Here is a 25,144-nt window from a genome sequence, read left to right on the forward strand (position 1 = left end):
GAGACCATACTCGGACAGGTGTTCCTGACAATCGGTACGACCGGCACCCCTGAACGTCCCGCCACGGACCTGGGCTTCCTGCTGCACAAGCATCCCGACAAGGCGCAGGCGTTCTCCACCTCGCACGGCTCCGCGCACGTCTTCTACCCCGAGGCGTCCGCCGAGCGCTGCACGGCCGCTCTCCTGCTGGAGGTGGATCCGGTGGCGCTGGTGCGGCGGGGCAAGGGCAAGGGCCGGGGAGGAGCCCCCGACGCGGTGCTCGCGCAGTATGTCAACGACCGCCCCTACGCGGCCTCCTCGCTGCTGTCGGTCGCCCTCGCCACCGTGTTCAAGTCCGCGCTCGGCGGTGTCTGCCGGGCCATGCCCGAGCGGGCCGGGAGCCCGTTGCCGCTGCGGATCGAGGTGCCCGCCCTGCCCGCGCGGGGCGGTGTCGATCTGGTGCGCCGGCTGTTCACACCGCTCGGGTGGGAGCGGGTCGAGGCCACGGCCGTACCCCTGGACGAGCAGTTCCCCGCATGGGGCGACTCGCGCTACGTACACCTGGTGCTGGAGGGGGAGTTGCGGCTCGCCGACGCGTTGCGCCAGCTCTATGTCCTGCTCCCGGTGCTCGATGACGCGAAGCACTACTGGGTCGCGCCCGACGAGGTGGACAAGCTGCTGCGTGCGGGGGAGGGCTGGCTGGCCGACCACCCCGAGCGGCCGCTGATCACTCGGCGCTATCTCTCCCACCGCTGGGGGCTCACCCGCCAGGCCGACCAGGCGCTGGAGCTGGTGCGGCTCGCCGAGTCGGACGAGCTGGACGTCGAAAGCGTCGACAACGCCGTGGACGAGAGTACCGACACCGAGGAGAAGCCGGTCCCGCTCGCCGAACACCGGCGGACGGCGATCCTCGACGCGCTGCGCGCTGCCGGGGCGAGCCGGGTGCTCGACCTCGGCTGCGGCCAGGGCCAGTTGGTGCAGGCGCTCCTCAAGGACGTGCGCTTCACCGAGATCGTGGGCGTCGACGTCTCGATGCGTGCCCTGACCATCGCCTCGCGGCGGCTGAAGCTGGACCGGATGGGAGAGCGCCAGGCCGGCCGGGTCACCCTGCGGCAGGGGTCGCTGACCTACACGGACAAGGCGCTGACGGGGTACGACGCCGCCGTGCTCAGCGAGGTGATCGAGCACCTGGACCTGCCCCGGCTGCCCGCCCTGGAGTACGCGGTGTTCGGCGCGGCCCGGCCCGCGACGGTGATCGTGACCACGCCGAACGTCGAGTACAACGTCCGCTGGGAGACCCTGCCGGCCGGGCACGTCCGGCACGGTGACCACCGCTTCGAGTGGACGCGGGCCGAGTTCCGGGAGTGGGCCGAGCTGGTTGCCGGACGGCACGGCTACACCGTCCGGTACGGGCCGGTCGGGCCCGAGGACCCCGAGGTGGGGCCGCCGACCCAGCTGGCGGCGTTCACGCGGATCACGGGAGCCGCCGGGAGGACCGAACGCGACACCGGGAAGCACGCCACCGGGATGAAGCGCGACACCGAGAAGAAGAAGGAGGCGGAAGCCGCATGAAGAACGACCACAGCGAGACCGGCGCGGAAGCGGCAGCGACCACCGCCGCCGGCACGGCCACCACGGGCGCCGCGCGGGTGCTGCCGGTGACCGACCTTTCTCTCGTCGTCCTCATCGGGGCCAGCGGATCGGGCAAGTCCACCTTCGCCCGCCGTCACTTCAAGGCGACCGAGATCGTCTCCTCGGACTTCTGCCGGGGGCTGGTCGCCGACGACGAGAACGACCAGAGTGCCAGCCGCGACGCCTTCGACGTGCTGCACTACATCGCGGGCAAGCGCCTGGAGGCCGGACGGCTCACCGTCATCGACGCCACCAGCGTCCAGTCCGAGAGCCGCAAGCAGCTCGTCCAGCTCGCCCGGACGTACGACGTCCTGCCCATCGCCATCGTCCTCGACCTGCCCGAGGAGGTCTGCGCCGCCCGCAACGCGGCCCGCCCCGACCGTGCCTCCATGCCGCGCCACGTCATCCAGCGCCACCGCCGCGAGCTGCGGCGCTCCCTGCGCGGTCTGGAGCGCGAGGGCTTCCGCAAGGTGCACGTCCTGCGCACCGAGGAGGAGGCCGAGCGCGCCGAAGTGGTCCTGGAGCGCCGCTACAACGACCTGCGCCACCTCACCGGCCCGTTCGACATCATCGGGGACATCCACGGCTGCAGCTCCGAGCTGGAGACCCTGCTCGCCAAGCTCGGCTACGTGGACGGTGCCCATCCCGAAGGCCGTACGGCGGTGTTCGTCGGCGACCTCGTCGACCGGGGGCCGGACAGCCCCGGAGTGCTGCGCCGCGTCATGTCCATGGTGGCGGCGGGGAACGCCCTGTGCGTCCCCGGCAACCACGAGAACAAGCTCGGCCGCTATCTCGCCGGCCGCAAGGTCCAGCTCACCCACGGTCTCGCGGAGACCGTCGAGCAGCTGGAGCGCGAGGACGCCGAGCACCCCGAGTTCCGGGGCGAGGTGCGGAAGTTCATCGACTCCCTGGTCAGCCACTACGTCCTGGACGAGGGCAGGCTGGTGGTCTGCCACGCCGGGCTGCCCGAGAAGTACCACGGCCGTACCTCCGGCCGGGTCCGCTCGCACGCGTTGTACGGCGACACCACGGGGGAGACCGACGAGTTCGGCCTGCCCGTGCGCTACCCGTGGGCCGAGGAGTACCGGGGCCGTGCCACCGTCGTCTACGGCCACACCCCGGTGCCCAGCACGTCCTGGATCAACAACACCATCTGCCTGGACACCGGGGCCGTCTTCGGCGGGAAGATGACCGCGCTGCGCTGGCCGGAGCGCGAACTCGTCGACGTACCGGCCGAGAAGGTCTGGTACGAGCCGGTCAAGCCGCTGGTCACCGAGGCACCCGGAGGGCGGGAGGGCCGCCCGCTGGACCTCTCCGACGTGCAGGGCCGCCGGGTGGTGGAGACCCGGCAGCTGGGCCGCGTCGCCGTGCGCGAGGAGAACGCGGCCGCCGCGCTCGAAGTCATGAGCCGGTTCGCCGTGGACCCGCAGCTCCTCGCCTACCTCCCTCCCACCATGGCCCCGACCGCCACCTCGCGGGAGGAAGGCTTTCTGGAGCACCCGGCCGAGGCATTCGCGCAGTACGCGGCGGACGGCGTCGAGCGGGTCGTGTGCGAGGAAAAGCACATGGGCTCCCGTGCCGTCGCCCTGGTCTGCAAGGACGCGGCGGCCGCGACCGCCCGCTTCGGCACGGCCGGCCCCACCGGTGCGCTGTACACCCGCACCGGGCGTCCGTTCCTCGACGACACCGCCCTGACCGAGGCGGTCCTGGACCGGCTCCGCACCGCCGTCACCTCCGCCGGGCTCTGGGAGGAGTGGGACACCGACTGGGTTCTCCTGGACGCCGAGCTGATGCCGTGGTCGCTCAAGGCGGGCGGGCTGCTGCGCTCGCAGTACGCCGCCGTCGGCGCGGCGTCCGGTGCGGTCCTCCCGCCGGCCGTCGCCGCCCTGGAGCGGGCGGCCGCGCGGGGCGTCGCGGTGGCGGACCTGGCGGGACGCCAGCGGGACCGCACGAGGGACGCCGCCGCGTTCACCGAGGCGTACCGGCGGTACTGCTGGACCACCGAGGGACTGGACGGCGTGCGGCTCGCCCCCTTCCAGATCCTCGCCGTCCAGGGCCGGTCCCTCGCCGCGGTCCCGCACGACGAGCAGCTCGCCTGGCTCGACCGGCTCGTCGAGCACGATCCGACCGGGCTGCTCCAGGTCACCCGCCGACTCGTCGTCGACACCGGTGACGAGGCGTCGGTCCGGGCAGGCGTCGACTGGTGGCTGGAGATGACCGGGCGTGGCGGCGAGGGCATGGTCGTCAAGCCGCTCGGCGCGCTCGTCCGCGATGCCGCGGGCCGCCTCGTCCAGCCCGGCGTCAAGGTGCGCGGCCGGGAGTACCTGCGCATCATCTACGGCCCCGAGTACACCCGCCCGGAGAATCTGGAGCGCCTGCGCTCCCGGTTCCTCGGCCACAAGCGTTCGCTCGCGCTGCGGGAGTACGCACTCGGCCTGGAAGCCCTGGACCGGCTGGCGGACGGCGAGCCGCTGTGGCGGATCCACGAGGCCGTGTTCGCCGTCCTGGCCCTGGAGTCCGAGCCGGTGGACCCCCGGCTCTGACCGCTCGGGACCGAACGGCCGATGGCCCTCGGCTCCGGCCGTTCGGTCCAGGTCCCGGCCCCGGCCCCGGCTCTCCGCCCCGGCCGGGACCGACCCGCTCCGGACGCGGGGGCGCGCCCGTCCGGGGCGCGCCCCCGCGGAACAGGTGGGCGATTCGCCGGGTGAACAGTGCTTCGCGTGGTGAGGATGGAGACATGGGATTCCACGTCGACTCCGAGACCGGGCGGCTGCGCCGCGTCATTCTGCACCGGCCGGGGATGGAGCTGAAGCGCCTCACCCCCACGAACAAGGACGCGCTCCTGTTCGATGACGTCCTCTGGGTGCGTCGCGCCCAGGAGGAGCACGACGGGTTCGCCGAGGTCCTGCGCGACCGGGGCATCGCCGTACACCTCTTCGGCGACCTGCTGCGTGAGTCCCTCGAGATCCCGGTCGCGCGACGGCTGGTGCTCGACCGGGTCTTCGACGAGAAGGAGTACGGCCCGCTCGCCACCGAACACCTGCGGGCCGTCTTCGAGGAGCTGTCCGCCGCGGAGCTGGCCGAGGCGCTGGTCGGCGGCATGACCAAGCGGGAGTTCCTGGAACGGCACAGCGAGCCGACCTCCGTCCGCTTCCACGTGATGGAGCCGGACGACTTCCTCCTCGGCCCGCTGCCCAACCACCTGTTCACGCGGGACACCTCGGCGTGGATCTACGACGGGGTCTCCATCAACGCGATGCGCTGGCCCGCCCGGCAGCGCGAGACCGTCCACTTCGAGGCGATCTACCGGCACCACCCCCTCTTCACCGGCCCGGAGGCGGGCGTCTTCCGCCACTGGTCGGAGGGGCAGGACGACTACCCCTCCACCATCGAGGGCGGGGACGTCCTCGTCATCGGCCAGGGGGCCGTCCTCATCGGGATGAGCGAGCGCACCACACCGCAGGCGGTGGAGATGCTGGCCCGCGGACTCTTCGACACCGGCTCGGCGCGTACGATCGTGGCGCTCGACATGCCCAAGGCGCGTGCGTTCATGCACCTGGACACGGTGATGACGATGGTGGACGCGGACACGTTCACCCAGTACGCGGGGCTCGGCATGCTCCGCTCGTACACCATCGAGCCCGGTAGCGGCCCCCGCGAGCTCAAGGTCACCGACCATCCGCCCGAGCACATGCACCGCGCCATCGCCGCCGCTCTCGGCCTCGACTCCATCCGGGTCCTCACCGCCACCCAGGACGTGCACGCGGCCGAGCGGGAGCAGTGGGACGACGGCTGCAACGTGCTCGCGGTCGAGCCCGGAGTCGTCGTCGCGTACGAGCGCAACGCCACGACCAACACGCATCTGCGCCGCCAGGGCATCGAGGTGATCGAGATCCGCGGCAGCGAGCTGGGCCGGGGCCGCGGCGGCCCGCGCTGTATGAGCTGCCCGGTGGAGCGCGACCCGGTGGCGTGAGAACCCGACGGCATGAGCCGTGCGGCGGCGACGGGGGACGCCGTGCGGCGGTGACGAGTGACGTCGTACGGCGGAGACGAGTGACGCCGTGCGGCCGTGGAGCGTGAGGCCTCGGCATGCTGCGGCTCCTGGCCTCGGGCGCGGTGACCGAGGTGCCCCCTGGGCCTGTATAGAGATGCGGATCGTCGTATAGACTTCCAGTTCTGCCGTGCGCAGTGCGCCGATCCCCGACCGACCCAGGAGCAGCCATCATGGCCATAGACCTCACCGGCCGCCATTTCCTCAAGGAGCTGGACTTCACCTCCGAGGAGTTCCTCGGCCTGGTCTCCCTGGCCGCCGAGCTCAAGGCGGCCAAGAAGGCCGGGGCCGAGGTCCAGCGGTTGCGCGGGAAGAACATCGCGCTGATCTTCGAGAAGACCTCGACGCGCACGCGCTGCGCGTTCGAGGTGGCCGCCGCCGACCAGGGCGCGTCCACCACCTTCCTCGACCCCGCCGGCTCCCAGATGGGCCACAAGGAGTCCGTGAAGGACACCGCCCGCGTGCTCGGCCGGATGTTCGACGCGATCGAGTACCGGGGCGACAGCCAGCAGGCCGTCGAGGAGCTGGCCGCGTACGGCGGGGTGCCGGTCTACAACGGGCTCACCGACGACTGGCACCCCACCCAGATGCTCGCCGACGTGCTCACGATGACCGAGCACGGGGAGGGGCCCCTCGCCGGAACGGCCTTCGCCTACCTCGGTGACGCCCGTTTCAACATGGGCAACTCCTACCTGATCACCGGCGCCCTGCTCGGCCTGGACGTCCGGATCGTCGCCCCCGAGGCGTACTGGCCGGGCGAAGCCGTCGTGGCGCGGGCCAAGGAGTTGGCCGGGACGAGCGGGGCGACCATCACCCTCACCGACGACGTCGCCGAGGGGGTGCGGGGCGCCGGCTTCGTCGCCACCGACGTCTGGGTCTCCATGGGGGAGCCCAAGGAGGTCTGGGCCGAGCGGATCGCCGCCCTCGCGCCGTACGCCGTGACGATGGACGTCCTGCGGGCCACCGGCAGGCCCGACGTGAAGTTCCTGCACTGCCTGCCCGCCTTCCACGACCTCGGCACCCGCGTCGGCCGTGACGTCCACGCCCGGTACGGACTGAGCGAGCTGGAGGTCACCGACGAGGTCTTCGAGTCGTCCCACTCGGTCGTCTTCGACCAGGCGGAGAACCGGATGCACACGATCAAGGCCGTCCTGGTGGCGACGCTGGCCGGGAAGTAGCTCCCGCCGCCACCGGGCTGCGGCGCCGGCCCATGCCGACGCACCGACGCTCCGGACCCGTGGGGGACGGAAGCGTGACCCACGGACCCGTGGGGGAAACGCGTGCCAGGGGTGCGTATGCGCATGCACCCCGTGGGGTGAGCATGCGCCGTGTTGGCTACGATGTCGGATCTGGTGGGGTTCGGGCCTGGTGCTCGAACCCCTTACCTGTGCCGCGGCCAGCGGCGCACGGCCCGTACCCCCCCACCGCACCACCAGAGCCGTCCCCCCACTGCACCACCAGAGATGAGAACGTCCCCCATGAGTACCGGTCTGCCGCGCCCCGGCACCCCGAAAGGCCCCGGTTCCCCCCGGCCGGGCCTGCGCCGCAAGAGTCCTGACCAGCTGATCGCCGAGTCCGGCGGAGACCTGGAGGGCCACGGACTCCAGCGCACGATGGGCCTCTTCCAGCTCGTCTGCTTCGGGGTCGGCGCGATCGTCGGCACCGGCATCTTCGTCGGGCTGTCCGACAGCGTGGCGAAGGCCGGGCCCGCCGTCGTGATCTCGTTCGTCCTCGCGGCGATCACCTGCATCTTCACCGCCCTGTCCTTCGCGGAGCTGGGCAGCGCCATCCCGGTCTCCGGAAGCTCCTACTCCTTCGCGTACGCGGCCCTCGGCGAGCGCACCGCCTTCCTCGTCGGCTGGTGCCTGCTGCTGGAGTACGGCGTCTCGGTCTCCGCCGTCGCGGTGGGCTGGAGCCAGTACGTCAACGAGCTGCTGAACAGCCTGACCGGCTGGCAACTGCCCGACGCCCTGTCCTCCGGTCCGGGCGAGGGCGGCGCGGTCAACCTGCCCGCCGTCGTCGTCATCGCCATGGCGGCCACGCTGCTCGTGCGCGGCGTCCGGGAGAGCGCCACCGCGACCGCCGCCATGGCGGTCCTCAAGATCGGCATCCTCGTCGCGTTCTGCGCCGTGGCGTTCAGCGCGTTCCAGGACGACAACCTGATGCCCTTCGCCCCCCACGGACCCGCCGGCATCACCGCGGGCGCCTCGCTGGCGTTCTTCTCCTACATCGGCTTCGACGCCATCACCACCGCCGGCGAAGAGGTCAAGAATCCCCGGCGGAACATCCCCCTCGCCATCCTGATCTGCATCGGCGTCGTCACGCTGCTCTACTGCGCCGTGGCGCTCTCCGCCATCGGGGCGATCGGCTCGGACGCCGTCGCGGACGAGAGCGCGGCCCTCTCCATCGCCGTCAACAAGGTCACCGACTCGTCGGTCGGCGGCGGCATCGTCGCCTTCGGCGCGGTCGTCGCCATCGCGTCGGTGGTGCTCGCCGTCATGTACGGGCAGACCCGCATCCTGATGTCGATGTCCCGCGACGGACTGATTCCGCGCGTCTTCGAGCGGGTCTCGCCCACGACCCGCACTCCGGTCGCCAACACCTGGATCGTGGCCTGTGTCTTCGCCGTCCCCGCCGCCTTCGTCCCGCTCGACGTCGTCGTGAACCTGACGACCATCGGCACCCTGGCCACGATGGTCGCCGTCAACATCGCGGTGGTGGTCCTGCGGCGCGACCACCCCGAACTGAAGCGGTCCTTCCGGGTGCCGCTGAACCCGGTGATCCCGGTGCTGGGCGTTCTGTGCTGCCTGTACCTGATGTACGGGACCGGCTGGACGACGTGGGTCCAGTTCGCGGTCTTCCTGGCCGTCGGCCTGCTCCTGTACGCCGGCTACGGCCGCGGGCGCTCCCGGCTGGTCAGCTCCCCGGGGACGGGCCCGACTGCGCCGGTATCGCCGGAAGCGTGAACCAGACGGCCTTGCCGTGCTCCGTGGTGCGGTGACCGCACGCGGAGCTGAGGGTCCGGATCAGCAGCAGGCCGCGGCCGTGCTCCTGCCAGGGATCGACCTCACAGCCCGGCTGCGGCCGGGACAGGTCGCCCGGCGGGGCGGGGTCGCGGTCGTGCACCTCGACCTGGCAGCCGGTCGGGAGCAGCTCCACGACCAGCTCGATGGGTTCGCCGCCCAGCGTGTGCTCGACCGCGTTGGCCACCAGTTCGGCGGTCAGCAGTTCGGCGGTGTCACTGTCGGCAGGAGCGTCGATGTCCGACAGCGCCGTACGGATGAGAGCGCGCGCGATCGGCACGGCCGCGGTGGAGTGCGGCAGGGCGATGCGCCAGGAAGCGGGGGCGGGGACTTCGGGCGGCACGGCATTTCCGATCGGGAGCGGGTCTTCCTCGAAGCGGGAGGTCTCGCCTTCTCGGATCACGGCTTCACGGTTCATGACTTCTTGGTTCACGACTTCCCGGGTTCACCTGATGCTCGAGTCGAGACTTCCTGGTTTCAACCTTACGAACCGCCCCGGCCCCGCCATAGAGGCGGTCGGCCGGAGCAAATGGGACTTTCGCCACAACAGTCTCATGGAAGTCGTATTGCGACCTCGTGACGGCAGTCACGTACGAGTGATAACTTCGGAGGCGGAACGCGACCCGCGCACGGCCGGCACCAGCCCGATCGCTGAAGGGGACCCCTCCATGAGCCCGTTTCCCAGCTCGGCCCGGAGCACCGAACGATGGCGTCATCTGCGGCTGACGCGGGACCGCGGTGTGGCCACCGTCACATTCGACCGCCCCGAGAAACTCAACGCGCTCACCTTCGGTGCCTACGCGGATCTGCGCGACCTCCTCGCCGAGCTGTCGCGGGAACGCTCCGTCCGCGCCCTGGTCCTCGCGGGGGAGGGGCGCGGCTTCTGCTCCGGCGGAGACGTCGACGAGATCATCGGCGCCACCCTGGCCATGGACACCGCGCAGCTCCTCGACTTCAACCGGATGACCGGGCAGGTCGTCCGCGCCCTGCGCGAGTGCCCCTTCCCCGTCGTCGCCGCGATCCACGGGGTGGCGGCCGGGGCGGGGGCCGTGCTGGCGCTGGCGGCGGACTTCCGGGTCGCCGACCCCTCGGCCCGCTTCGCCTTCCTCTTCACCCGCGTCGGCCTCTCGGGCGGCGACATGGGAGCGGCCTACCTGCTTCCCCGCGTCGTCGGCCTCGGCCACGCCACCCGCCTCCTGATGCTGGGGGACGCCGTCCGCGCCCCCGAGGCGGAGCGGATCGGGCTGATCAGCGAGCTGGCCGGGGAGGGCGAGGCCGACGAACGCGCCGCCGAGCTGGCCCGCCGCCTCGCGGAGGGCCCCTCCCTCGCGCTCGCCCAGACCAAGGCGCTGCTCACCGCCGAACTCGACATGCCGCTCGCCGCCTCCGTCGAGCTGGACGCCAGCACCCAGGCGCTCCTGATGCACGGCGAGGACTACGCGGAGTTCCACGCGGCCTTCACCGAGAAGCGGCCCCCGAAGTGGCAGGGGCGCTGACCGTGCCGGCCGCCGAGGACCTCCGACGCCCCGACGCGGCGACCGGCACCTCCGCGGAGCCCTCCCGGCCGGGCACCCCCTCCGTGCGGCGGATCGCGGTCATCGGCGGCGGCCCCGGCGGCCTCTACGCCGCGGCCCTCCTCAAGCGGCTCGGCCCCGACCGCGAGGTCACCGTGTACGAGCGCAACGCCCCCGACGACACCTTCGGCTTCGGTGTCGTCCTCTCCGACGAGACCCTCGGCGGCATCGAGCACGCCGACCCCGAGGTGTACCGGGCGCTGCGCCGCGAGTTCGTCCGCTGGGACACCATCGACATCGTCCACCGGGGCCGCACCCACACCTCCGGCGGCCACGGCTTCGCCGCGCTCGGCCGCCGCCGGCTCCTGGAGATCCTGCACGAGCGCTGCGCCGCGCTCGGCGTCGGTCTCCGCTTCCGGACACCGGCCCCGCCCGCCGCCGTGCTGGCCGCCGGCCACGACCTGGTCGTCGCCGCCGACGGGGTGCACAGCGCCACCCGCCAGGCCCGCCCCGAAGCCTTCGGCCCGGCCCTCACGGAGCACCGCAACCGCTACATCTGGCTCGCCGCCGACTTCGCGCTCGACGCCTTCCGCTTCGAGATCGCCGAAACCGCGCACGGCGTCATGCAGCTGCACGGCTACCCGTACGCCGCCGACGCCTCCACCGTCATCGTCGAGATGCGCGAGGAGGTCTGGCGTGCCGCCGGGCTCGACACCTGCGACCCCGCCGAATCCACCGCCCGCTGCGCCGCGTTCTTCTCCGACGCGCTCGGAGGCCGTCCCCTGCGCGGCAACCGGTCCTCCTGGCTCGCCTTCCGCACGGTCACCAACTCCCGCTGGTCCCACGGGAACACGGTGCTCATCGGGGACGCCGCCCACACCGCCCACTTCTCCATCGGCTCCGGCACCAAGCTCGCCGTCGAGGACGCCCTCGCGCTGGCCGCCTGCATCGAGGAACAGCCGGACCTGCCCGCCGCGTTGACCGCGTACGAGGCCGAGCGCCGCCCGGTCGTCGCCTCCACCCAGCGGGCGGCCGCCGCCAGCCTGCGCTGGTTCGAGGAGCTGGCCGGCTACGTGGACCAGCCGCCCCGCCGCTTCGCGTTCAACCTGCTCACCCGCAGCCGCCGGGTCACCCACGACAACCTCCGGCTGCGCGACCCCTCCTTCACGGCGGCCGTGGAGGAGGAGTTCGGCTGTCCGCCGGACACCCCGCCGATGTTCACCCCGCTGCGGCTGCGCGGCCTCGAACTGCGCAACCGGGTCGTCGTCTCGCCCATGGACCTGTACTCCGCCGTCGACGGGATGCCCGCCGACTTCCACCTCGTCCACCTCGGGGCCCGCGCCCTCGGTGGCGCCGGACTCACCATGACCGAGATGGTCTGCGTCAGTCCCGAAGGCCGCATCACTCCCGGCTGCACCGGTCTGTGGAACGACGAACAGGCCCTGTCCTGGCGGCGGATCACCGCATTCGTCCACACCTCCGCCCCCGGCGCGGCCATCGGCGTCCAACTCGGCCACTCCGGCCGCAAGGGCTCCACCAAGCTGATGTGGGAGGGCATCGACCAGCCCCTGGAGAGCGGCAACTGGCCACTTGCGGCCGCCTCCCCGCTCCCGTACACACCCGGCGTCAGCCAGGTCCCCACCGAGCTCGACCGGGCCGGCCTCGACACCGTGCGCGAGCAGTTCGCCGCAGCGGCCCGCCGGGCCGCGGCCGCCGGGTTCGACCTCCTCGAACTCCACTGCGCCCACGGTTACCTCCTCTCCGGGTTCCTCTCCCCGCTCACCAACCACCGCACCGACGCCTACGGCGGGCCGTTGACGAACCGGCTGCGCTTCCCGCTCGAAGTCTTCGACGCCGTACGGGAGATGTGGCCCACCGGGCGGCCCATGACCGTGCGGATCTCCGCCACCGACTGGGCCGAGGGCGGCACCGGTGCGGCGGACGCCGTGGAGATCGCCCGCGCGTTCGCCGAACGCGGGGCCGACGCCATCGACGTCTCCACCGGCCAGGTCGTGCCCGACGAACGCCCCGAGTTCGGCCGCTCCTACCAGACGCCGTACGCCGACCGCATCCGCAACAGCGTGGGCGTCCCGGTCATCGCGGTCGGCGCGATCTCGTCCTGGGACGACGTCAACTCCCTGCTCCTGGCGGGCCGCGCGGACCTCTGCGCACTGGCCCGCCCGCATCTGTACGACCCGCACTGGACTCTGCACGCGGCGGCCGAACAGGGCTACGCGGGCCCCGGCGCGCCCTGGCCTCTCCCGTACGGGGCGGGCAGCCGACCCCCGCCCACCGGCCGCACCGACGGTCCGAAGCCCCGGCTCACCCTGGGCTGATCAGGCACGCGTGGCAGAGGCGCCGCGTCGGGTGGGACGCGCTGTGGTGGCTGTCGCCGCAGTCGGCGGCGATCCGCTCCGGCAGGGCGGCCGACTCCTCGACCTCCTCCCCGGGCCGCGGCGGCGCCCCGTACGCGGCGGCCCGCCGCAACACGGCCGGTGTGTGCGTCAACTGCGCCCGGAAGGTGTGCGGAGGGCGCGAACCCGTGTCGATGGTGATCCACCGGCCGGAGCCGCGGCCCAGTCCGGCGGTGTCACCCCCGTACGTACCTCTCCCCGGCGTCCCGCAGCCGCTCGTGCAACCGGCCGAAGACTTCCGCCGACCTGCCGCCCGGCCAGTGCTCCGGCAGCAGTTCCGCCGGCAGGCCGGGGTCCGCGTACGGGAGTTGGCGCCAGGAGTCCAGCGCCAGCAGGTAGTCCCGGTAGGCGGCCTGCGGGCGCGGGACGTCCTCGGTCTCCCCGGACGCCTCCCAGTCCCGCAGCACCGGCTCGTGCAGCTCCAGGAAGTCGTGGTGCAGGCGCGCCACCGTGTCCAGGTCCCACCACCGGGCCACCGCCTCGCGGGTGGCGGTGAAACCGAGGTGCTCGCCGCGGAACAGGTCCACGTACGGGGCGAGTTCGAGCCGCTCCAGGGTGTGCCGGGTCTCCTCGTACAGCGCGGCCGGCGCGATCCACACCCCCGGTGCGGCCGTGCCGAAGCCCAGCCGGGCCAGCCGGGAGCGGAGCAGATGACGCTTGCTGCGCTCGGCCTCGGGCACGGAGAACACGGCGAGGACCCAGCCGTCGGACAGCCGGGGTACCGGCCGCCCGTAGATCCGCCGGTCCCCGTCGTCCAGCACCTGCCGGGCGCCCGGCGACAGCGCGTACCCCGCCGAACCGTCCGCCGAGCGGGCCGCCACCAGCAGCCCGCGCCGCTTCAGCCGGGAGACGCAGGAGCGTACGGACGGGGCGTCCACGCCCACCGCGTGCAGCAGGCGGATCAGCTCGGACACCGCGAACGGCGAACCGTCCGCCGGACGGCCGTACGCGCCGTAGAGCGAGACGATGAGGGAGCGGGGGGTGCGCAACTCTGCCACGTGATCACTCTAGAGCGGCTGGTCCCGGAGCAGGAACCGCTGGAGCTTGCCCGTCGCGGTGCGGGGCAGGGACGACTCGAAGGCGAAGACGCGCGGACACTTGTGCGGGGCGAGGCTGGCCTTCATATGGGCGCGGAGCGAGTCCGCGGTCTGCTCCGAGCCCTCCCGCAGCACCACGTGCGCCACCACGATCTCGCCGCGCAACGCGTCCGCCCGGCCCACCACGGCGGCCTCCGCGACCTCCGGATGACGCAGCAGGGCGTCCTCCACCTCGGGGCCGGCGATGTTGTAGCCGGAGGAGATGATCATGTCGTCGGCGCGGGCCACGTAGCGGAAGTAGCCGTCCGGTTCGCGGACGAAGGTGTCTCCGGTCATGTTCCAGCCGTGCCGGACGTACTCCGTCTGCCGCGGGTCGGCGAGATAGCGGCAGCCGACCGGGCCGCGCACGGCGAGCAGGCCCGGTTCGCCGTCCGGCCGCTCCACCCCGTGCTCGTCCACCACGCGGGCCTGCCAGCCCGGCACCGGCACACCCGTCAGGCCGGGGCGGATCGCGTCGTCGGCGGCCGAGATGAAGATGTGCAGCAGTTCGGTGGCCCCGATGCCGTTGATGATGCGCAGCCCCGTCGCCTCGTGCCACGCGTGCCAGGTCGCCGCCGGCAGGTTCTCCCCGGCCGACACGCAGCGCCGCAGCGCCGACAGGTCGTGGCCGGCGAGCTGTCCGAGCATCGTGCGGTAGGCGGTCGGCGCGGTGAACAGCACCGAGACCCGGTGCCGCTCCAGCGCGGGCAGCAGATGCTGCGGGCCCGCCTGTTCCAGCAGCAGCGCCGAGGCCCCGGCCCGCAGCGGGAAGACCAGCAGCCCGCCGAGACCGAAGGTGAAGCCGAGCGGCGGGCTGCCCGCGAACACGTCGTCGGGCGTGGGGCGCAGCACGTGCCGGGAGAAGGTGTCCGCGATCGCCAGGAGGTCCCGGTGCAGATGCATGCAGCCCTTGGGCCGCCCGGTGGTCCCCGAGGTGAACGCGATGAGGGCGACCTCGTCGGCCGCCGTGTCCACCGCCCGGAACGGACCGCTCCGCCCCTCCGCCAGCCGGGTCAGGTCCCCGGCACCGTCCCCGCCGAACAGCGTGATCCGCAGCCCTTCCACGTCCGCCTCCGCCAGATCCCGTACCGACCGGGCGTCGCACAGGGCGTGGCTGATCCGCGCCAGGGAGCAGACGGTGGCCAGCTCCGTCGCACGCGCCTGCGCCAGTACGGTGACGGCGACCGCGCCCGCCTTCATGACGGCGAGCCAGCAGGCGGCCAGCCATGGCGTGGTCGGCCCGCGCAGCAGCACCCGGTTGCCCGGCACCACGCCCAGGTCCTCCGTCAGCACGCGGGCGATCCGGTCCACCGTCTCCCGCAGTCCGCCGTAGCTCCAGACGCTTCCGTCCCCCGAGAGCAGCGCGGGACGGTCGGGACCGTGCTCCTCGACGGTGCGGTCCAGCAGCTCGTGGCCGCAGTTCAGCCGGTCGGGGTAGTGCGGCGCGGGATCCTCCAGGAGGAGCTCCGGCCACAGCTCCGGTGGCGGGAGGTGGTCGCGCGGGAAGGTGTCGACGTGGGCTCCGGGGACCGCCCCGGACGCTCCGGAATGCGCGCCGAGGACGCGTGCGGACGCGTCGTCGGCGGCTGTGGGCGTGCTCTGCGAGGAATTCGGCTCCATCAAGGATCGCCCCCTTGTCGCTTCTGGAGCGTATCGTTTGGGTGACGGTAGTCAACGGTCCGCGATAAGACGGCGACGCGCCATGTGCGACAGGGTCATCGAGACATGTACGGCGTCCACGGCATGTGCGGCATGGCGGTGACGCGACACGGCAGACACGCGACAAGAGAGGCGCCGCCATGACGGCATTCTCCCTCGAACCGGAACAAACCGCCTGGTGCGAGGAGCTGCGCACCCTCGCCGACCGGGAGCTGCGCCCGCTCGCGGAGCAGGGGGAGCCCGGCCGCGTCAACCGCCCGCTGCTGGGGGCCCTCGGGGATCTCGGCCTCCTCGGCCGGATGCTCGGCTCCGGGGCGCTGGACCTGTGCCTGCTGCGCGAGTCCCTGGCGCGGGGCTGTACCGAGGCCGAGACCGCCCTCGCCCTCCAGGGCCTCGGCGCCACCCCGATCGTCCAGGCGGGCACTCCCGGCCACCGCGAACGCTGGCTCCCCGAGGTCCGGGCCGGGCGCGCCGTCGCCGCGTTCGCGCTGAGCGAGCCGGGCGCGGGCTCCGACGCGGCGGCCCTCGGCCTGGCCGCCGAGCCCACCCCGGACGGCTGGGCGCTCACCGGCGAGAAGTGCTGGATCTCCAACGCCCCCGAGGCCGACTTCGCGGTGGTCTTCGCCCGCACGACCCCCGGCGCGGGCTCGCGGGGCATCACCGCGTTCCTGGTCCCCGCCGACCGCCCCGGCCTCACCGGCTCCGCCCTCGACATGCTCTCCCCGCACCCCATCGGCACCCTGGAGTTCGACGGCGTACCGGTCACCGCCGATGACGTGCTGGGCGAACCCGACCGGGGCTTCCGGGTCGCGATGAACACCCTCAACCTCTTCCGGCCCAGCGTCGGGGCGTTCGCCGTGGGCATGGCGCGCGCCGCTCTGGACGCGACCGTGGACCACACCGCCCACCGCACCGCGTTCGGCGGGCCGCTGAGCGACCTCCAGGCCGTCTCGCACCAGGTCGCCGAGATGGCCACCCGCACCGAGGCGGCCCGCCTCCTGGTGTACGCGGCGGCAGCGGCGTACGACGCGGGGGAGGACGGCGTACCGCGCCGCGCGGCGATGGCCAAGCTGTACGCCACCGAGACCGCGCAGTACGTCGTCGACACCGCCGTCCAGCTCCACGGGGCCCGTGCCCTGCGCCGGGGCCATCTGCTCGAACACCTCTACCGCGAGGTCCGCGCGCCGCGCATCTACGAGGGCGCGAGCGAGGTGCAGCGCGCCATCATCGCCAAGGAGCTGTACGCGCACGCCGCCCCGCAGCCGCTCACGCCCACACCCGAGCCACCCGCCGCGCGGCACCCGCTCCCGACCGGACCCGAGCGGTCCGCCCCGCCGACACCCCCCGCCGCCCACGGCCTGTCCGCCGCGACCCCGACCCAGGAGCCGCCCGTATGAGCCCGTCCCACCGGATCAACCCCGCCGAACTCTCCCCGCCCACCGGATTCAGCCACGCGGTCGTGGCCACCGGAGGGCACCTGGTCTTCCTCGCCGGGCAGACCGCACTCGACCCGCGGGGCACGGTGGTCGGGGACACCCTGCCCGGCCAGTTCGCCGTCGCGCTGGGCAACCTGCTCACCGCCCTCCACGCGGCCGGCGGCGCCCCCGCCGACCTCACCCGCGTCACCGTCTACGCCACCGACGTGGACGACTACCGCTCCCACGCCCCCGAGCTGGGCCGGATCTGGCGCAGGCTCGCCGGACGCGACTACCCGGCGATGGCGGTCATCGGGGTGGCCCGGCTCTGGGACGAGCAGGCGATGGTCGAGATCGACGGGATCGCGGTGCTGCCGTGAAGCCGTGATCCGCCGTTCCCGGTCCACGGCCCGCGCCGTCCAGGGCCGAAACACAGCGGTCCGGGGGGCACACGGCGTGCCGGTCGAGTGAAGCGGCTCAGGGGATATATCTGTATGAAGTGCCCTTTGCCCCGAATGTCCCACCCTCCCGACCGGACCCCGCGCCGTGATCGCGCTCATCGTCGCCCACTTCGCCCTGGCGGCCTGCGCGGGCCCGCTGGCCCACCGGCTGGGCCGGCGGGCGTTCGCCGTGCTCGCGCTGCCCCCGGCCGCCGCCACCGTCTGGGCCCTCACCCGCTGGAACACCGCCGCGTCCGGCGGCGCGGACACCTGGTCCTGGCAGTGGATCCCGGACTACGACGTCGCCCTGGCCCTGCGGCTCGACGCGCTGTCCGAGCTGATGGTGCTCCTCGCCGCCGGGGTCGGCGCGCTCGTCCTGCTCTACTGCGCCTCCTACTTCACCGACGACACCCCACAGCTGGGCCGCTTCGCCGGAAACCTCCTCGCCTTCGCCGGCGCGATGCTCGCCCTCGTCCTCGCCGACGACCTGATCACGCTCTACGTCTTCTGGGAGCTGACCACGGTCTTCTCCTACCTGCTGATCGGCCACGGCAGCGAACACCGGCACAGCCGCCGCTCCGCCCTCCAGGCCCTCGTCGTCACCACCCTCGGCGGACTCGCCATGCTCATCGGCTTCCTGATCATCGGTCAGGCCGCCGGTACGTACCGCATCTCCGCGATCGTCGCCGACCCGCCGGAGGCGACGCTCGCCGTCTCCGTCGCCGTCGCCCTCGTCCTGTGCGGGGCCCTGTCGAAGTCCGCGATCTGGCCGTTCTCCATGTGGCTGCCGAACGCCATGGCCGCCCCGACCCCCGTCAGTGCCTATCTGCACGCCGCCGCGATGGTCAAGGCCGGGGTCTACCTGGTCGCCCGGCTCGCCCCCGCCTTCGCCGACGTCCCCGTCTGGAAGCCCGTCGTCCTCGTCCTCGGCGGCGCGACCATGCTGCTCGGCGGCTGGCGGGCGCTGCGCCTGAACGACCTCAAACTCGTCCTCGCCTACGGCACCGTCAGCCAGCTCGGCTTCCTCACCCTGCTCGCCGGGACCGGCAACCGGAACGCCGCCCTCGCCGCCGCCGCGATGATCCTGGCCCACGCCCTCTTCAAGGCCCCGCTGTTCCTCGTCACCGGCATCGTCGACCACGCGACCGGCACCCGCGATCTGCGGCAGCTCTCCGGCGTCGGCCGCTCCCTGCCGTACACCGCCGCCGTCGCCGTGCTCGCCGCCGCCTCGATGGCCGCCCTCCCGCCACTGCTCGGCTTCGCCGCGAAGGAGGCCGCGTTCGAGGCGCTGCTGCACGGCTCGGCCGCCGAACGGTGGGCACTGGCCGTCGTCGTCACCGGGTCCGCGCTGACCACCGCGTACACCCTGCGGTTCGTCTGGGGCGCGTTCGCCCGCAAGCCCGGCCTCCCCGACACCCCCGTGCACCGCGTCGGGTGGGCCTTCCTCGCCCCGCCCGCCCTGCTCGCCGTCCTCGGCCTGGTCCTCGGCCCCGGCGTCGGCCTGACCGACCGGCTGCTGAGCGCGTACGCCGACACGTTCCCGGCCGACCCCCACCCGTACCACCTCGCCCTCTGGCACGGATTCGGGCTCGCCCTGCTGCTGTCCGCCCTCGCCTGGGCCGCGGGCGCCGTGCTCTTCCTCGGCCGCACGCGGGTCACCCGGATCTCCCGGCGGATCGCCTGGCCCACCGCCGACAGCGTCTTCGGCCATCTGCTGCTCGGGCAGGAACGACTCGCCCTCCAGGTCACCGGCTTCATCCAGCGCGGCTCCCTCTCCGTCTACCTGGCCACCACCCTCCTCGTCATGCTCGCCGGGCAGTTCGCCGTCCTCATGGTCGACACCCCCTGGGACGGAGCCGTACGCCCCCGGCTCTGGGACAACCCCCTCCAGGGCGCGGTCGCCGCCCTGACCTGCGTCGCCGCCCTGCTCTGCCTGACGGTCCGACGGCGCATGAAGGCCGTCGTCCTGGCCGGGCTGACCGGCTACGGCACCGCGCTGCTCTTCGTCGTCCAGGGGGCCCCCGACCTGGCACTCACCCAGTTCTGCGTCGAGACCGTCGCGATGATCGTCTTCGTCCTGGTGCTGCGCCGCATGCCCGTCCACTTCCAGGAGACCGTCTCCACCTGGCGGCGGGCCACCCGCGTCCCCGTGGCCCTCGCCGCCGCGGCCACCGTCGGCGTCGGCATGTGGGTCGCCGCCGCCGCGCGCACCGCCGAACCGGCCGGCGCCGCCATGGTCGAGGAGGTCGCCGACCACGGGCTCAAGGATGTCGTCGCCACCATCCTCGTCGACCTGCGCGCCTGGGACACGATGGGGGAGTCGGCCGTGCTGGCCGCCGCCGCGATCGGCGTCACCAGCCTCATCTACCTGCACCGCCGCAGCGAAGGCACCATGGCCCAGGAGGAGTTGCAGGGCCGCACCGCCTGGTCGCTGTCCGCGCGCCACTCCGCCCGGCTGCCGCAGGGCGACGACGTGGCCCCCGAACGCAGCTGGCTGGCCGCCGGGTCCACGCTCGCCCCCGAGCACCGCTCCATCGTCTTCGAAGTGGTGGCCCGACTGCTGTTCCACCCGATCCTGGTGCTCTCGGTCTATCTGCTGTTCTGCGCCGAGAGCCTGCCCGGCGGCGGGTTCGTCGCCGGACTCGTCGCCGGGCTCGCGATGATCACCCGCTATCTGGCGGGCGGCCGCTTCGAACTCGCCGAGGCCGCTCCCCTCCAGCCCGGACTCTTCACCGGCCTCGGCCTGTTCATCTCCACCGGCACCGGCCTCCTCGGCCTCGTGGACGGCACCGTCCTGCACGCCTTCACGTACCACGGCCACCTGCCGGTCTTCGGCGACTACCACCTGAGCACCGCGGTCCTCTTCGACTTCGGCGTCTACCTGCTGGTGCTCGGCGTCGTCCTGGACATCGTGCGCGCCCTCGGTGCCAAGGTCGACCGGCAGATCGAACGGGCGGCGGGCGTCCTCGCCCCCGAGGGCAGCCCCGAAGCGGGAGGGTCCCCCCGATGATCGTCAGCGCCTCGCTCGTCGCCACGGCCGTCGTCCTCTGCGCCGTCGGCGGCATCCTCATGCTCACCCGCCCGCTGACCCGCATCCTGCTCGGCGCCGTCATCGTCGGCAACGGCATCAACCTGCTGGTCCTCTCCTCCACCGGCCGGGCCGGTGCCGCCCCCCTGCTCTACGGCGTCTCCCTGAGCCGGGTCACCGACCCGCTGCCGCAGGCCATCGCGCTGACCGCCATCGTCATCACCCTGGCCACCACCGCGTTCCTGCTGGCCATGGCCTACCGCAGCCACCAGATCACCGGCACCGACGAGGTGCACGACGACCTGGAGGACCGGCGCATCGTGCTGCGCGCCGAAGTGCTCGGCGAACGGGCCCAGTTGCGTGAGGAGTTCCGCTCGGGCGCCGAGCCCACCGCGGAGGAGCGCGACCGCTACCGAGAGGAGCGCCGCCGGCTCCGCGACCGGCTCCGCGCCGACCGGGCCCGCCAGGCCCGCGGCCGCGACGCCTCCGGAAACCTCTGGAACGACGTCCTGGGCGCGGACCCGGAGGACTACGCACGCGACGGCGACGCCAAGGCGGACGACCGCTACCCCCGCGACCGAGGAGTTGACGGATGAACGCGCTCGTTCCGCTGCCGGTGCTGCTGCCGCTGTGCGCCACCGGCCTCAGCCTCGCCTTCGGTGTCCGGCTGGCGCGCTTCCAGCGCTTCATCAGCGTCGCCGTGCTCACCGCCGTACTCGCGCTCTCGGTGATCCTCATGATCGCCGCCGACCGGCAGGGTCCGCTCTCCGTCCACCTCGGCGACTTCGCCCCGCCGCTCGGCATCACCCTGGTCGCCGACCGGCTGTCCGGGCTGATGCTCACCATCTCCTCCGCCGTCACGCTCTGCGTGCTGGTCTACTCCCTCGGCCAGGGCATGACCGACCGGGACAAGGAGACCCCGCTCGCCGTCTTCCACCCCGCCTACCTGATCCTCGTCGCCGGGGTCTCCTGCACCTTCCTCTCCGGTGACCTCGTCAACCTCTACGTCGGCTTCGAGATCATGCTGGTCGCCAGCTTCGTCCTGCTCACCCTCGGCGGCACCGGACCCCGGATGCGGGCGGGCTCCACGTACGTGATCATCTCGCTGTTCTCCTCGATGCTCTTCCTCGCCGCCATCGCCATGACGTACGCGGCCACCGGCACCGCCAACTTCGCCCAGCTCGCCACCCGCCTGGCCGACCTTCCCCTCGGCGTGCAGACCCTGATCCAGGCGATGCTGCTCACCGTCTTCGGGATCAAGGCCGCCGTCTTCCCGCTCGCCGCCTGGCTCCCCGACTCCTACCCGACCGCCCCCGCCCCGGTCACCGCCGTCTTCGCCGGACTGCTCACCAAGGTCGGCGTCTACTGCATGCTGCGCACCGAGACCCTGCTCTTCCCCGGCAACCGCCTCGGGGACCTCCTGATGGCCGTCGCCCTGGCGTCGATGGTCATCGGCATCCTCGGCGCGGTCGCCCAGACCGACCTCAAGCGGCTGCTCTCCTTCACCCTGATCAGCCACATCGGCTACATGGTCTTCGGGATCGGCCTCGCCACCCGCGAGGCGTACGGCGGGGCCATCGTGTACGTCGCCCATCACATCACCGTGCAGACGACCCTGTTCCTCGTCGCCGGGCTCATCGAACGCCGCGGCGGAACCACCGAGTTGACCCGGCTCGGCGGCCTCGCCCGAGCCGCCCCGATGCTCGCCGTGCTCTTCTTCGTCCCCGCCATGAACCTCGCCGGGATCCCCCCGCTCTCCGGCTTCATCGGCAAGCTCGGGCTGATGCGGGCCGGCGTCGCGGACGGCAGCGTCTGGGCCTGGGTCCTGGTCGCCGGCTCGGCGGCCACCAGCCTGCTCACCCTGTACGTCGTCGCCAAGGTCTGGAACCTGGCCTTCTGGCGCGCCGCCCCGCCCGGCCAGGCCGCCACCGGCACCGTCCTGGAGTCCGGCGACGACAGCGACGACGACAGCGACGCGGGCCCCGACGACATCCCCGGCACCGGCGACGAGGGCATCGCCCCCGCCCGCCTCCCCGGCGGCCGGGCGGTCGCCGCGACCCTGCACGGGCGGGCCGTCACCACCACCAGCCGGCTGCCCCACCCGATGGTCGCGGCCACCGCGGCCACCATCCTTCTCGCCCTCGCCTTCACCGTGTTCGCCGATCCGCTCACCGCCTACACCGACCGCGCGGCCGCCGAACTCATCCAGCGGACCCCCTACATCCTGGAGGTGCTGGGCCGGTGAGACACGGGCTGCGCTTCTCGTTCCGCAACGCCGATCTTCCGCCGCTGAGCTGCGAGTTCGGCACCCGGCGCCGACGGGTGCTGGACCTGCCGCTGATCGCCTGGCTCACCGTCATCTGGGTGCTGCTCTGGTCCACCCTGACCTGGGCGAACGTCCTCACCGGCCTGGTCGTCTCGGTCGCCGTCTGCCTGGCCTTCCCGCTGCCACGGGTGGACCTCGGACTGCGGCTCCACCCCTGGGGCATCCTCCACCTGGCCTGCTACCTCTTCCACGACATGTACACCTCGGGGGTGAAGGTCACCCGGCAGATCTTCTCCGGCCTGCCCCACCGGGCCGCCGTCATCGGCGTCCCCCTGCGCTGCCGCAGCGACCTGATGCTCGCCGCCACCGCCGTCGCCGTCTCCAACGTCCCCGGCGGCTCCATCATCGAGGTCCGCCGGGCCACCGCCACCGTCTTCCTGCACGTCCTGGACGCCGACCGGCCCGAGGAGCTGGAAGCCGCCCGCCGCAAGGTCTGGCGGATGGAGGAACTGACCGTACGGGCCTTCGGCACCCCCGACGAGATCGCCCGCGTCGCCGAACCCCCGCCACCGCCCCAGCTCGCCGCCGGGAGGCCCGCACCATGACCGCACCCGAACAGGCCGACCGGATTCTGCTGACCGCCGCCGTCGTCCTGATCCTCGTCGCCGGCGCGCTGCTGCTGGCCCGGATCTGGCGCGGCCCCTCCATGCTCGACCGCGCGATCTCCCTGGACGTCTGCGCCGCGCTGATCATCGCGGGCCTCGCCGCCAAATCGGCGTTCGCGCGTGACCCGTTCTACTTCCCGATCATGCTGGTGCTGGCGTTCCTCGGGTTCACCGGCTCGGTGGGCATCGCCCGCTTCATCGCCGTACGCGACCGGCCCCGCCCCCTGCGCCCCGGCGCGGCCGAGGAGGACCCGCGATGACCGTCTGGCTCCAGATCGTCGACACGGCCGGCGCCGTGCTACTCCTCCTCGGCGCGGCGATCTGCCTGCTCGGGGTGATCGGCATGATCCGGCTGCCGGACGTCCTCTCCCGCAGCCATGCGGCGACCAAGCCGCAGACCCTCGGCATGATCCTGGTGCTGGCCGGGGTGGCGCTGCGGCTGCGCAGCGGCATGGACCTCGCCACCCTGGGCCTCATCGCCTTCTTCCAGATGCTCACCGGGCCGGTGGCCTCGCACCTGGTGGCCCGGTCCGCGTACCGCACGGGCCAGGTCGACCACGAGGATCTGCTCTTCGACGAGCTCGACGAGCAGCTCACCGACGGGAAGTGACCGCGAAGGAGCAGGTGTTCGTCCCCCCGGCTCGCGGCTCGGGCGACCGGTCCGCCTTCCCTGTCCGGTCAAAACGCCCCCTTGCCGGCGTCCGCGTGCCATGATGCGGGCGGACCATGCCGGACGCTGGGGGGCGTATGGGAAGCACGGGCACGGTGCTGCGCGAATTGCGCGGCGCACAGAAGAGCGCCAAGGGCGTCTCGCTCTACTCGCGGTACGTGAACCGGCCTGCCGGCCGTGTGCTCGCGGCCGGGGCTTTCAGAGCGGGGATGACGCCCAATCAGGTCACCGTGGCGAGCGGGCTGTTCACCTATGGCGCCCTGGCCGCGGTCGCCCTCGTCGAACCGTCCTGGACGCTCGCCGTCCTGGTCTACGCGGCCCTCGCGGCCGGCTTCGCCCTCGACTCGGCGGACGGGCAGCTCGCGCGGCTCACCGGCCGGGGCGGACCCGACGGGGAGTGGCTGGACCACGTGGTGGACTGCGGCAAGCTGGTGCTCGTCCACACCGCCGTCCTGATCTCCTTCTACCGCTTCGGTGAACTGCCGTCGGACGCGTGGCTGTTGCTGCCCCTGGGCTTCCAGCTGGCCGCCGTGGTCACGTTCTGCGCGGGGCTGCTGCGCGAACAGCTCGGCAAGGCGGCGGCGAGTGCCCGGGGGCCTTCCTGGGCGGTGCCGCGGGCGGCGGCCTCTCCGGTGCGGGCGGTGGCGCTGCTGCCCGCCGACTACGGGGTGTTCTGCCTGGTGTTCCTGCTGCTCGGCGCACCCGACGCCTTCCGCGCCGGGTACGCCGTGCTCGCCGTGGTGCACACGCTGTTCCTGGCGGCCTTCCTCGCCAAGTGGTTCAGGGAGCTGAAAGGGCTCCGGGCCGGTTGACGAGAACGTCCAGTGCCCGGCGCAGCTGGGTGCTGGACGTGTGCACGGTGTACGGGAAGTAGACGACCTCCACGCCGACTTCGGCGAAGTCGCGCTCCAGCTTCTGGCCCTTCTCCGTGCCCCGCCAGTCGTCCCCCTTGAAGATCACGTCGAACCGGACCTGCTGCCAGGTCTCGACCTTGTCCGGCACGGTCTCCACGAACGCGGCGTCCACGAAGCGCACGCTGCGGACGATCTCCAGCCGTTCGCGGAGCGGGATGACCGGTGTGTGGCCCTTGGCGAGTGCGGCCATCTCGTCCGACACGACCCCCGCGACCAGGTAGTCGCACTGACTGCGGGCGTGCCGCAGGATGTTGAGGTGCCCGACGTGGAACAGGTCGTACACGCCGGGTGCGTAACCCACTCTGTGCTGCACCATCCGTATCTCTCCCCCCACGGTGAACGTGATCCGGTGATGTTCCAACGACCTTACTGTGAAGAACACTTGTGCAAGCCGTGAA

Annotated in this window: 21 protein-coding genes; 16 read left to right on the top strand and 5 right to left on the bottom strand. The window is 72.6% G+C overall.

Annotated features, from left to right (window positions below; all coding sequences use genetic code 11):
- Window positions 1–18 precede the first annotated feature (18 nt).
- From QFZ71_RS24825 to QFZ71_RS24845, 5 genes are all read left to right on the top strand, one after another.
- Window positions 19–1,551 carry a 3' terminal RNA ribose 2'-O-methyltransferase Hen1 gene (locus QFZ71_RS24825; protein ID WP_307670371.1) on the top strand — a complete coding sequence of 511 codons (1,533 nt, stop codon included), beginning with the start codon at window positions 19–21 and terminating at the stop codon, window positions 1,549–1,551.
- Window positions 1,548–4,154 carry a polynucleotide kinase-phosphatase gene (locus QFZ71_RS24830; protein WP_307670372.1) on the top strand — a complete coding sequence of 869 codons (2,607 nt, stop codon included), beginning with the start codon at window positions 1,548–1,550 and terminating at the stop codon, window positions 4,152–4,154. The genes QFZ71_RS24825 and QFZ71_RS24830 overlap by 4 nt, the downstream gene beginning before the upstream one ends.
- Window positions 4,155–4,348: 194 nt before the next feature.
- Window positions 4,349–5,584 (top strand): arginine deiminase, encoded by a 1,236-nt coding sequence (locus QFZ71_RS24835; protein WP_307670373.1) that lies wholly within the window; start codon window positions 4,349–4,351, stop codon window positions 5,582–5,584.
- Window positions 5,585–5,835: 251 nt separating this feature from the next.
- Window positions 5,836–6,840, top strand: coding sequence for an ornithine carbamoyltransferase (gene argF / locus QFZ71_RS24840; protein WP_307670374.1), 1,005 nt, complete (start codon window positions 5,836–5,838; stop codon window positions 6,838–6,840).
- 300 nt (window positions 6,841–7,140) lie between these two features.
- The gene (locus QFZ71_RS24845) at window positions 7,141–8,628 is read left to right on the top strand and encodes an amino acid permease (RefSeq protein WP_307670375.1); all 1,488 of its coding nucleotides are present in this window, start codon (window positions 7,141–7,143) and stop codon (window positions 8,626–8,628) included.
- On the opposite strand, the gene QFZ71_RS24850 is transcribed toward QFZ71_RS24845, so the two are convergent.
- On the bottom strand, window positions 8,579–9,028 hold the full coding sequence (locus QFZ71_RS24850) for an ATP-binding protein (protein ID WP_307671573.1): 450 nt from the start codon (window positions 9,026–9,028) through the stop codon (window positions 8,579–8,581). The two genes, QFZ71_RS24845 and QFZ71_RS24850, sit on opposite strands and share 50 nt — an antisense overlap.
- A 325-nt stretch (window positions 9,029–9,353) precedes the next feature.
- Here QFZ71_RS24850 and QFZ71_RS24855 point away from each other — a divergent pair, with 325 nt between their 5' ends.
- A complete protein-coding gene (locus QFZ71_RS24855; protein ID WP_307670376.1) occupies window positions 9,354–10,181 on the top strand; it encodes an enoyl-CoA hydratase family protein in 828 nt (275 codons plus the stop codon).
- A gap of 83 nt (window positions 10,182–10,264) precedes the next feature.
- Complete coding sequence (locus QFZ71_RS24860; protein WP_307671574.1) at window positions 10,265–12,535, top strand: bifunctional salicylyl-CoA 5-hydroxylase/oxidoreductase; 2,271 nt, start codon at window positions 10,265–10,267, stop codon at window positions 12,533–12,535.
- Here QFZ71_RS24860 and QFZ71_RS24865 read toward each other — a convergent pair.
- The 3 genes from QFZ71_RS24865 to QFZ71_RS24875 form a co-directional block, all read right to left on the bottom strand.
- Complete coding sequence (locus QFZ71_RS24865) at window positions 12,522–12,707, bottom strand: hypothetical protein (RefSeq protein WP_307670377.1); 186 nt, start codon at window positions 12,705–12,707, stop codon at window positions 12,522–12,524. The genes QFZ71_RS24860 and QFZ71_RS24865 overlap by 14 nt on opposite strands.
- Window positions 12,708–12,789: 82 nt before the next feature.
- Window positions 12,790–13,611, bottom strand: a complete 822-nt coding sequence (locus QFZ71_RS24870) for a PaaX family transcriptional regulator C-terminal domain-containing protein (protein WP_307670378.1) — start codon at window positions 13,609–13,611, stop codon at window positions 12,790–12,792.
- 9 nt (window positions 13,612–13,620) lie between these two features.
- Window positions 13,621–15,309: an AMP-binding protein gene (locus QFZ71_RS24875; protein ID WP_307670379.1), complete on the bottom strand. Its 1,689-nt coding sequence runs from the start codon at window positions 15,307–15,309 to the stop codon at window positions 13,621–13,623.
- 179 nt (window positions 15,310–15,488) lie between these two features.
- Between QFZ71_RS24875 and QFZ71_RS24880 the strand changes: the two genes are divergently transcribed.
- The 9 genes from QFZ71_RS24880 to QFZ71_RS24920 all read left to right on the top strand — a co-directional run bounded on the left by QFZ71_RS24880 (window position 15,489) and on the right by QFZ71_RS24920 (window position 24,644).
- On the top strand, window positions 15,489–16,745 hold the full coding sequence (locus QFZ71_RS24880; RefSeq protein ID WP_307670380.1) for an acyl-CoA dehydrogenase family protein: 1,257 nt from the start codon (window positions 15,489–15,491) through the stop codon (window positions 16,743–16,745).
- Complete coding sequence (locus tag QFZ71_RS24885) at window positions 16,742–17,143, top strand: RidA family protein (RefSeq protein WP_307670381.1); 402 nt, start codon at window positions 16,742–16,744, stop codon at window positions 17,141–17,143. The genes QFZ71_RS24880 and QFZ71_RS24885 overlap by 4 nt, the downstream gene beginning before the upstream one ends.
- A 166-nt stretch (window positions 17,144–17,309) precedes the next feature.
- On the top strand, window positions 17,310–20,213 hold the full coding sequence (locus QFZ71_RS24890) for a Na+/H+ antiporter subunit A (protein ID WP_307670382.1): 2,904 nt from the start codon (window positions 17,310–17,312) through the stop codon (window positions 20,211–20,213).
- Window positions 20,210–20,827, top strand: coding sequence for a Na(+)/H(+) antiporter subunit C (locus QFZ71_RS24895; RefSeq protein WP_307670383.1), 618 nt, complete (start codon window positions 20,210–20,212; stop codon window positions 20,825–20,827). Before QFZ71_RS24890 ends, QFZ71_RS24895 begins: the two co-directional genes overlap by 4 nt.
- Window positions 20,824–22,476, top strand: a complete 1,653-nt coding sequence (locus QFZ71_RS24900) for a Na+/H+ antiporter subunit D (protein WP_307670384.1) — start codon at window positions 20,824–20,826, stop codon at window positions 22,474–22,476. The genes QFZ71_RS24895 and QFZ71_RS24900 overlap by 4 nt, the downstream gene beginning before the upstream one ends.
- Window positions 22,473–23,102, top strand: coding sequence for a Na+/H+ antiporter subunit E (locus tag QFZ71_RS24905; RefSeq protein ID WP_307670385.1), 630 nt, complete (start codon window positions 22,473–22,475; stop codon window positions 23,100–23,102). Before QFZ71_RS24900 ends, QFZ71_RS24905 begins: the two co-directional genes overlap by 4 nt.
- Window positions 23,099–23,422, top strand: a complete 324-nt coding sequence (locus tag QFZ71_RS24910; protein ID WP_073767293.1) for a monovalent cation/H+ antiporter complex subunit F — start codon at window positions 23,099–23,101, stop codon at window positions 23,420–23,422. The genes QFZ71_RS24905 and QFZ71_RS24910 overlap by 4 nt, the downstream gene beginning before the upstream one ends.
- Window positions 23,419–23,772, top strand: a complete 354-nt coding sequence (gene mnhG, locus QFZ71_RS24915; RefSeq protein ID WP_307670386.1) for a monovalent cation/H(+) antiporter subunit G — start codon at window positions 23,419–23,421, stop codon at window positions 23,770–23,772. The genes QFZ71_RS24910 and mnhG overlap by 4 nt, the downstream gene beginning before the upstream one ends.
- A 137-nt stretch (window positions 23,773–23,909) precedes the next feature.
- Window positions 23,910–24,644: a CDP-alcohol phosphatidyltransferase family protein gene (locus tag QFZ71_RS24920; protein ID WP_307670387.1), complete on the top strand. Its 735-nt coding sequence runs from the start codon at window positions 23,910–23,912 to the stop codon at window positions 24,642–24,644.
- On the opposite strand, the gene QFZ71_RS24925 is transcribed toward QFZ71_RS24920, so the two are convergent.
- Window positions 24,613–25,062, bottom strand: a complete 450-nt coding sequence (locus QFZ71_RS24925) for an adenylyltransferase/cytidyltransferase family protein (RefSeq protein WP_307670388.1) — start codon at window positions 25,060–25,062, stop codon at window positions 24,613–24,615. The genes QFZ71_RS24920 and QFZ71_RS24925 overlap by 32 nt on opposite strands.
- Between the last annotated feature and the right edge of the window lie 82 nt (window positions 25,063–25,144).

The sequence above is a fragment of the Streptomyces sp. V2I9 genome (assembly GCF_030817475.1).
GTDB lineage: Bacteria > Actinomycetota > Actinomycetes > Streptomycetales > Streptomycetaceae > Streptomyces.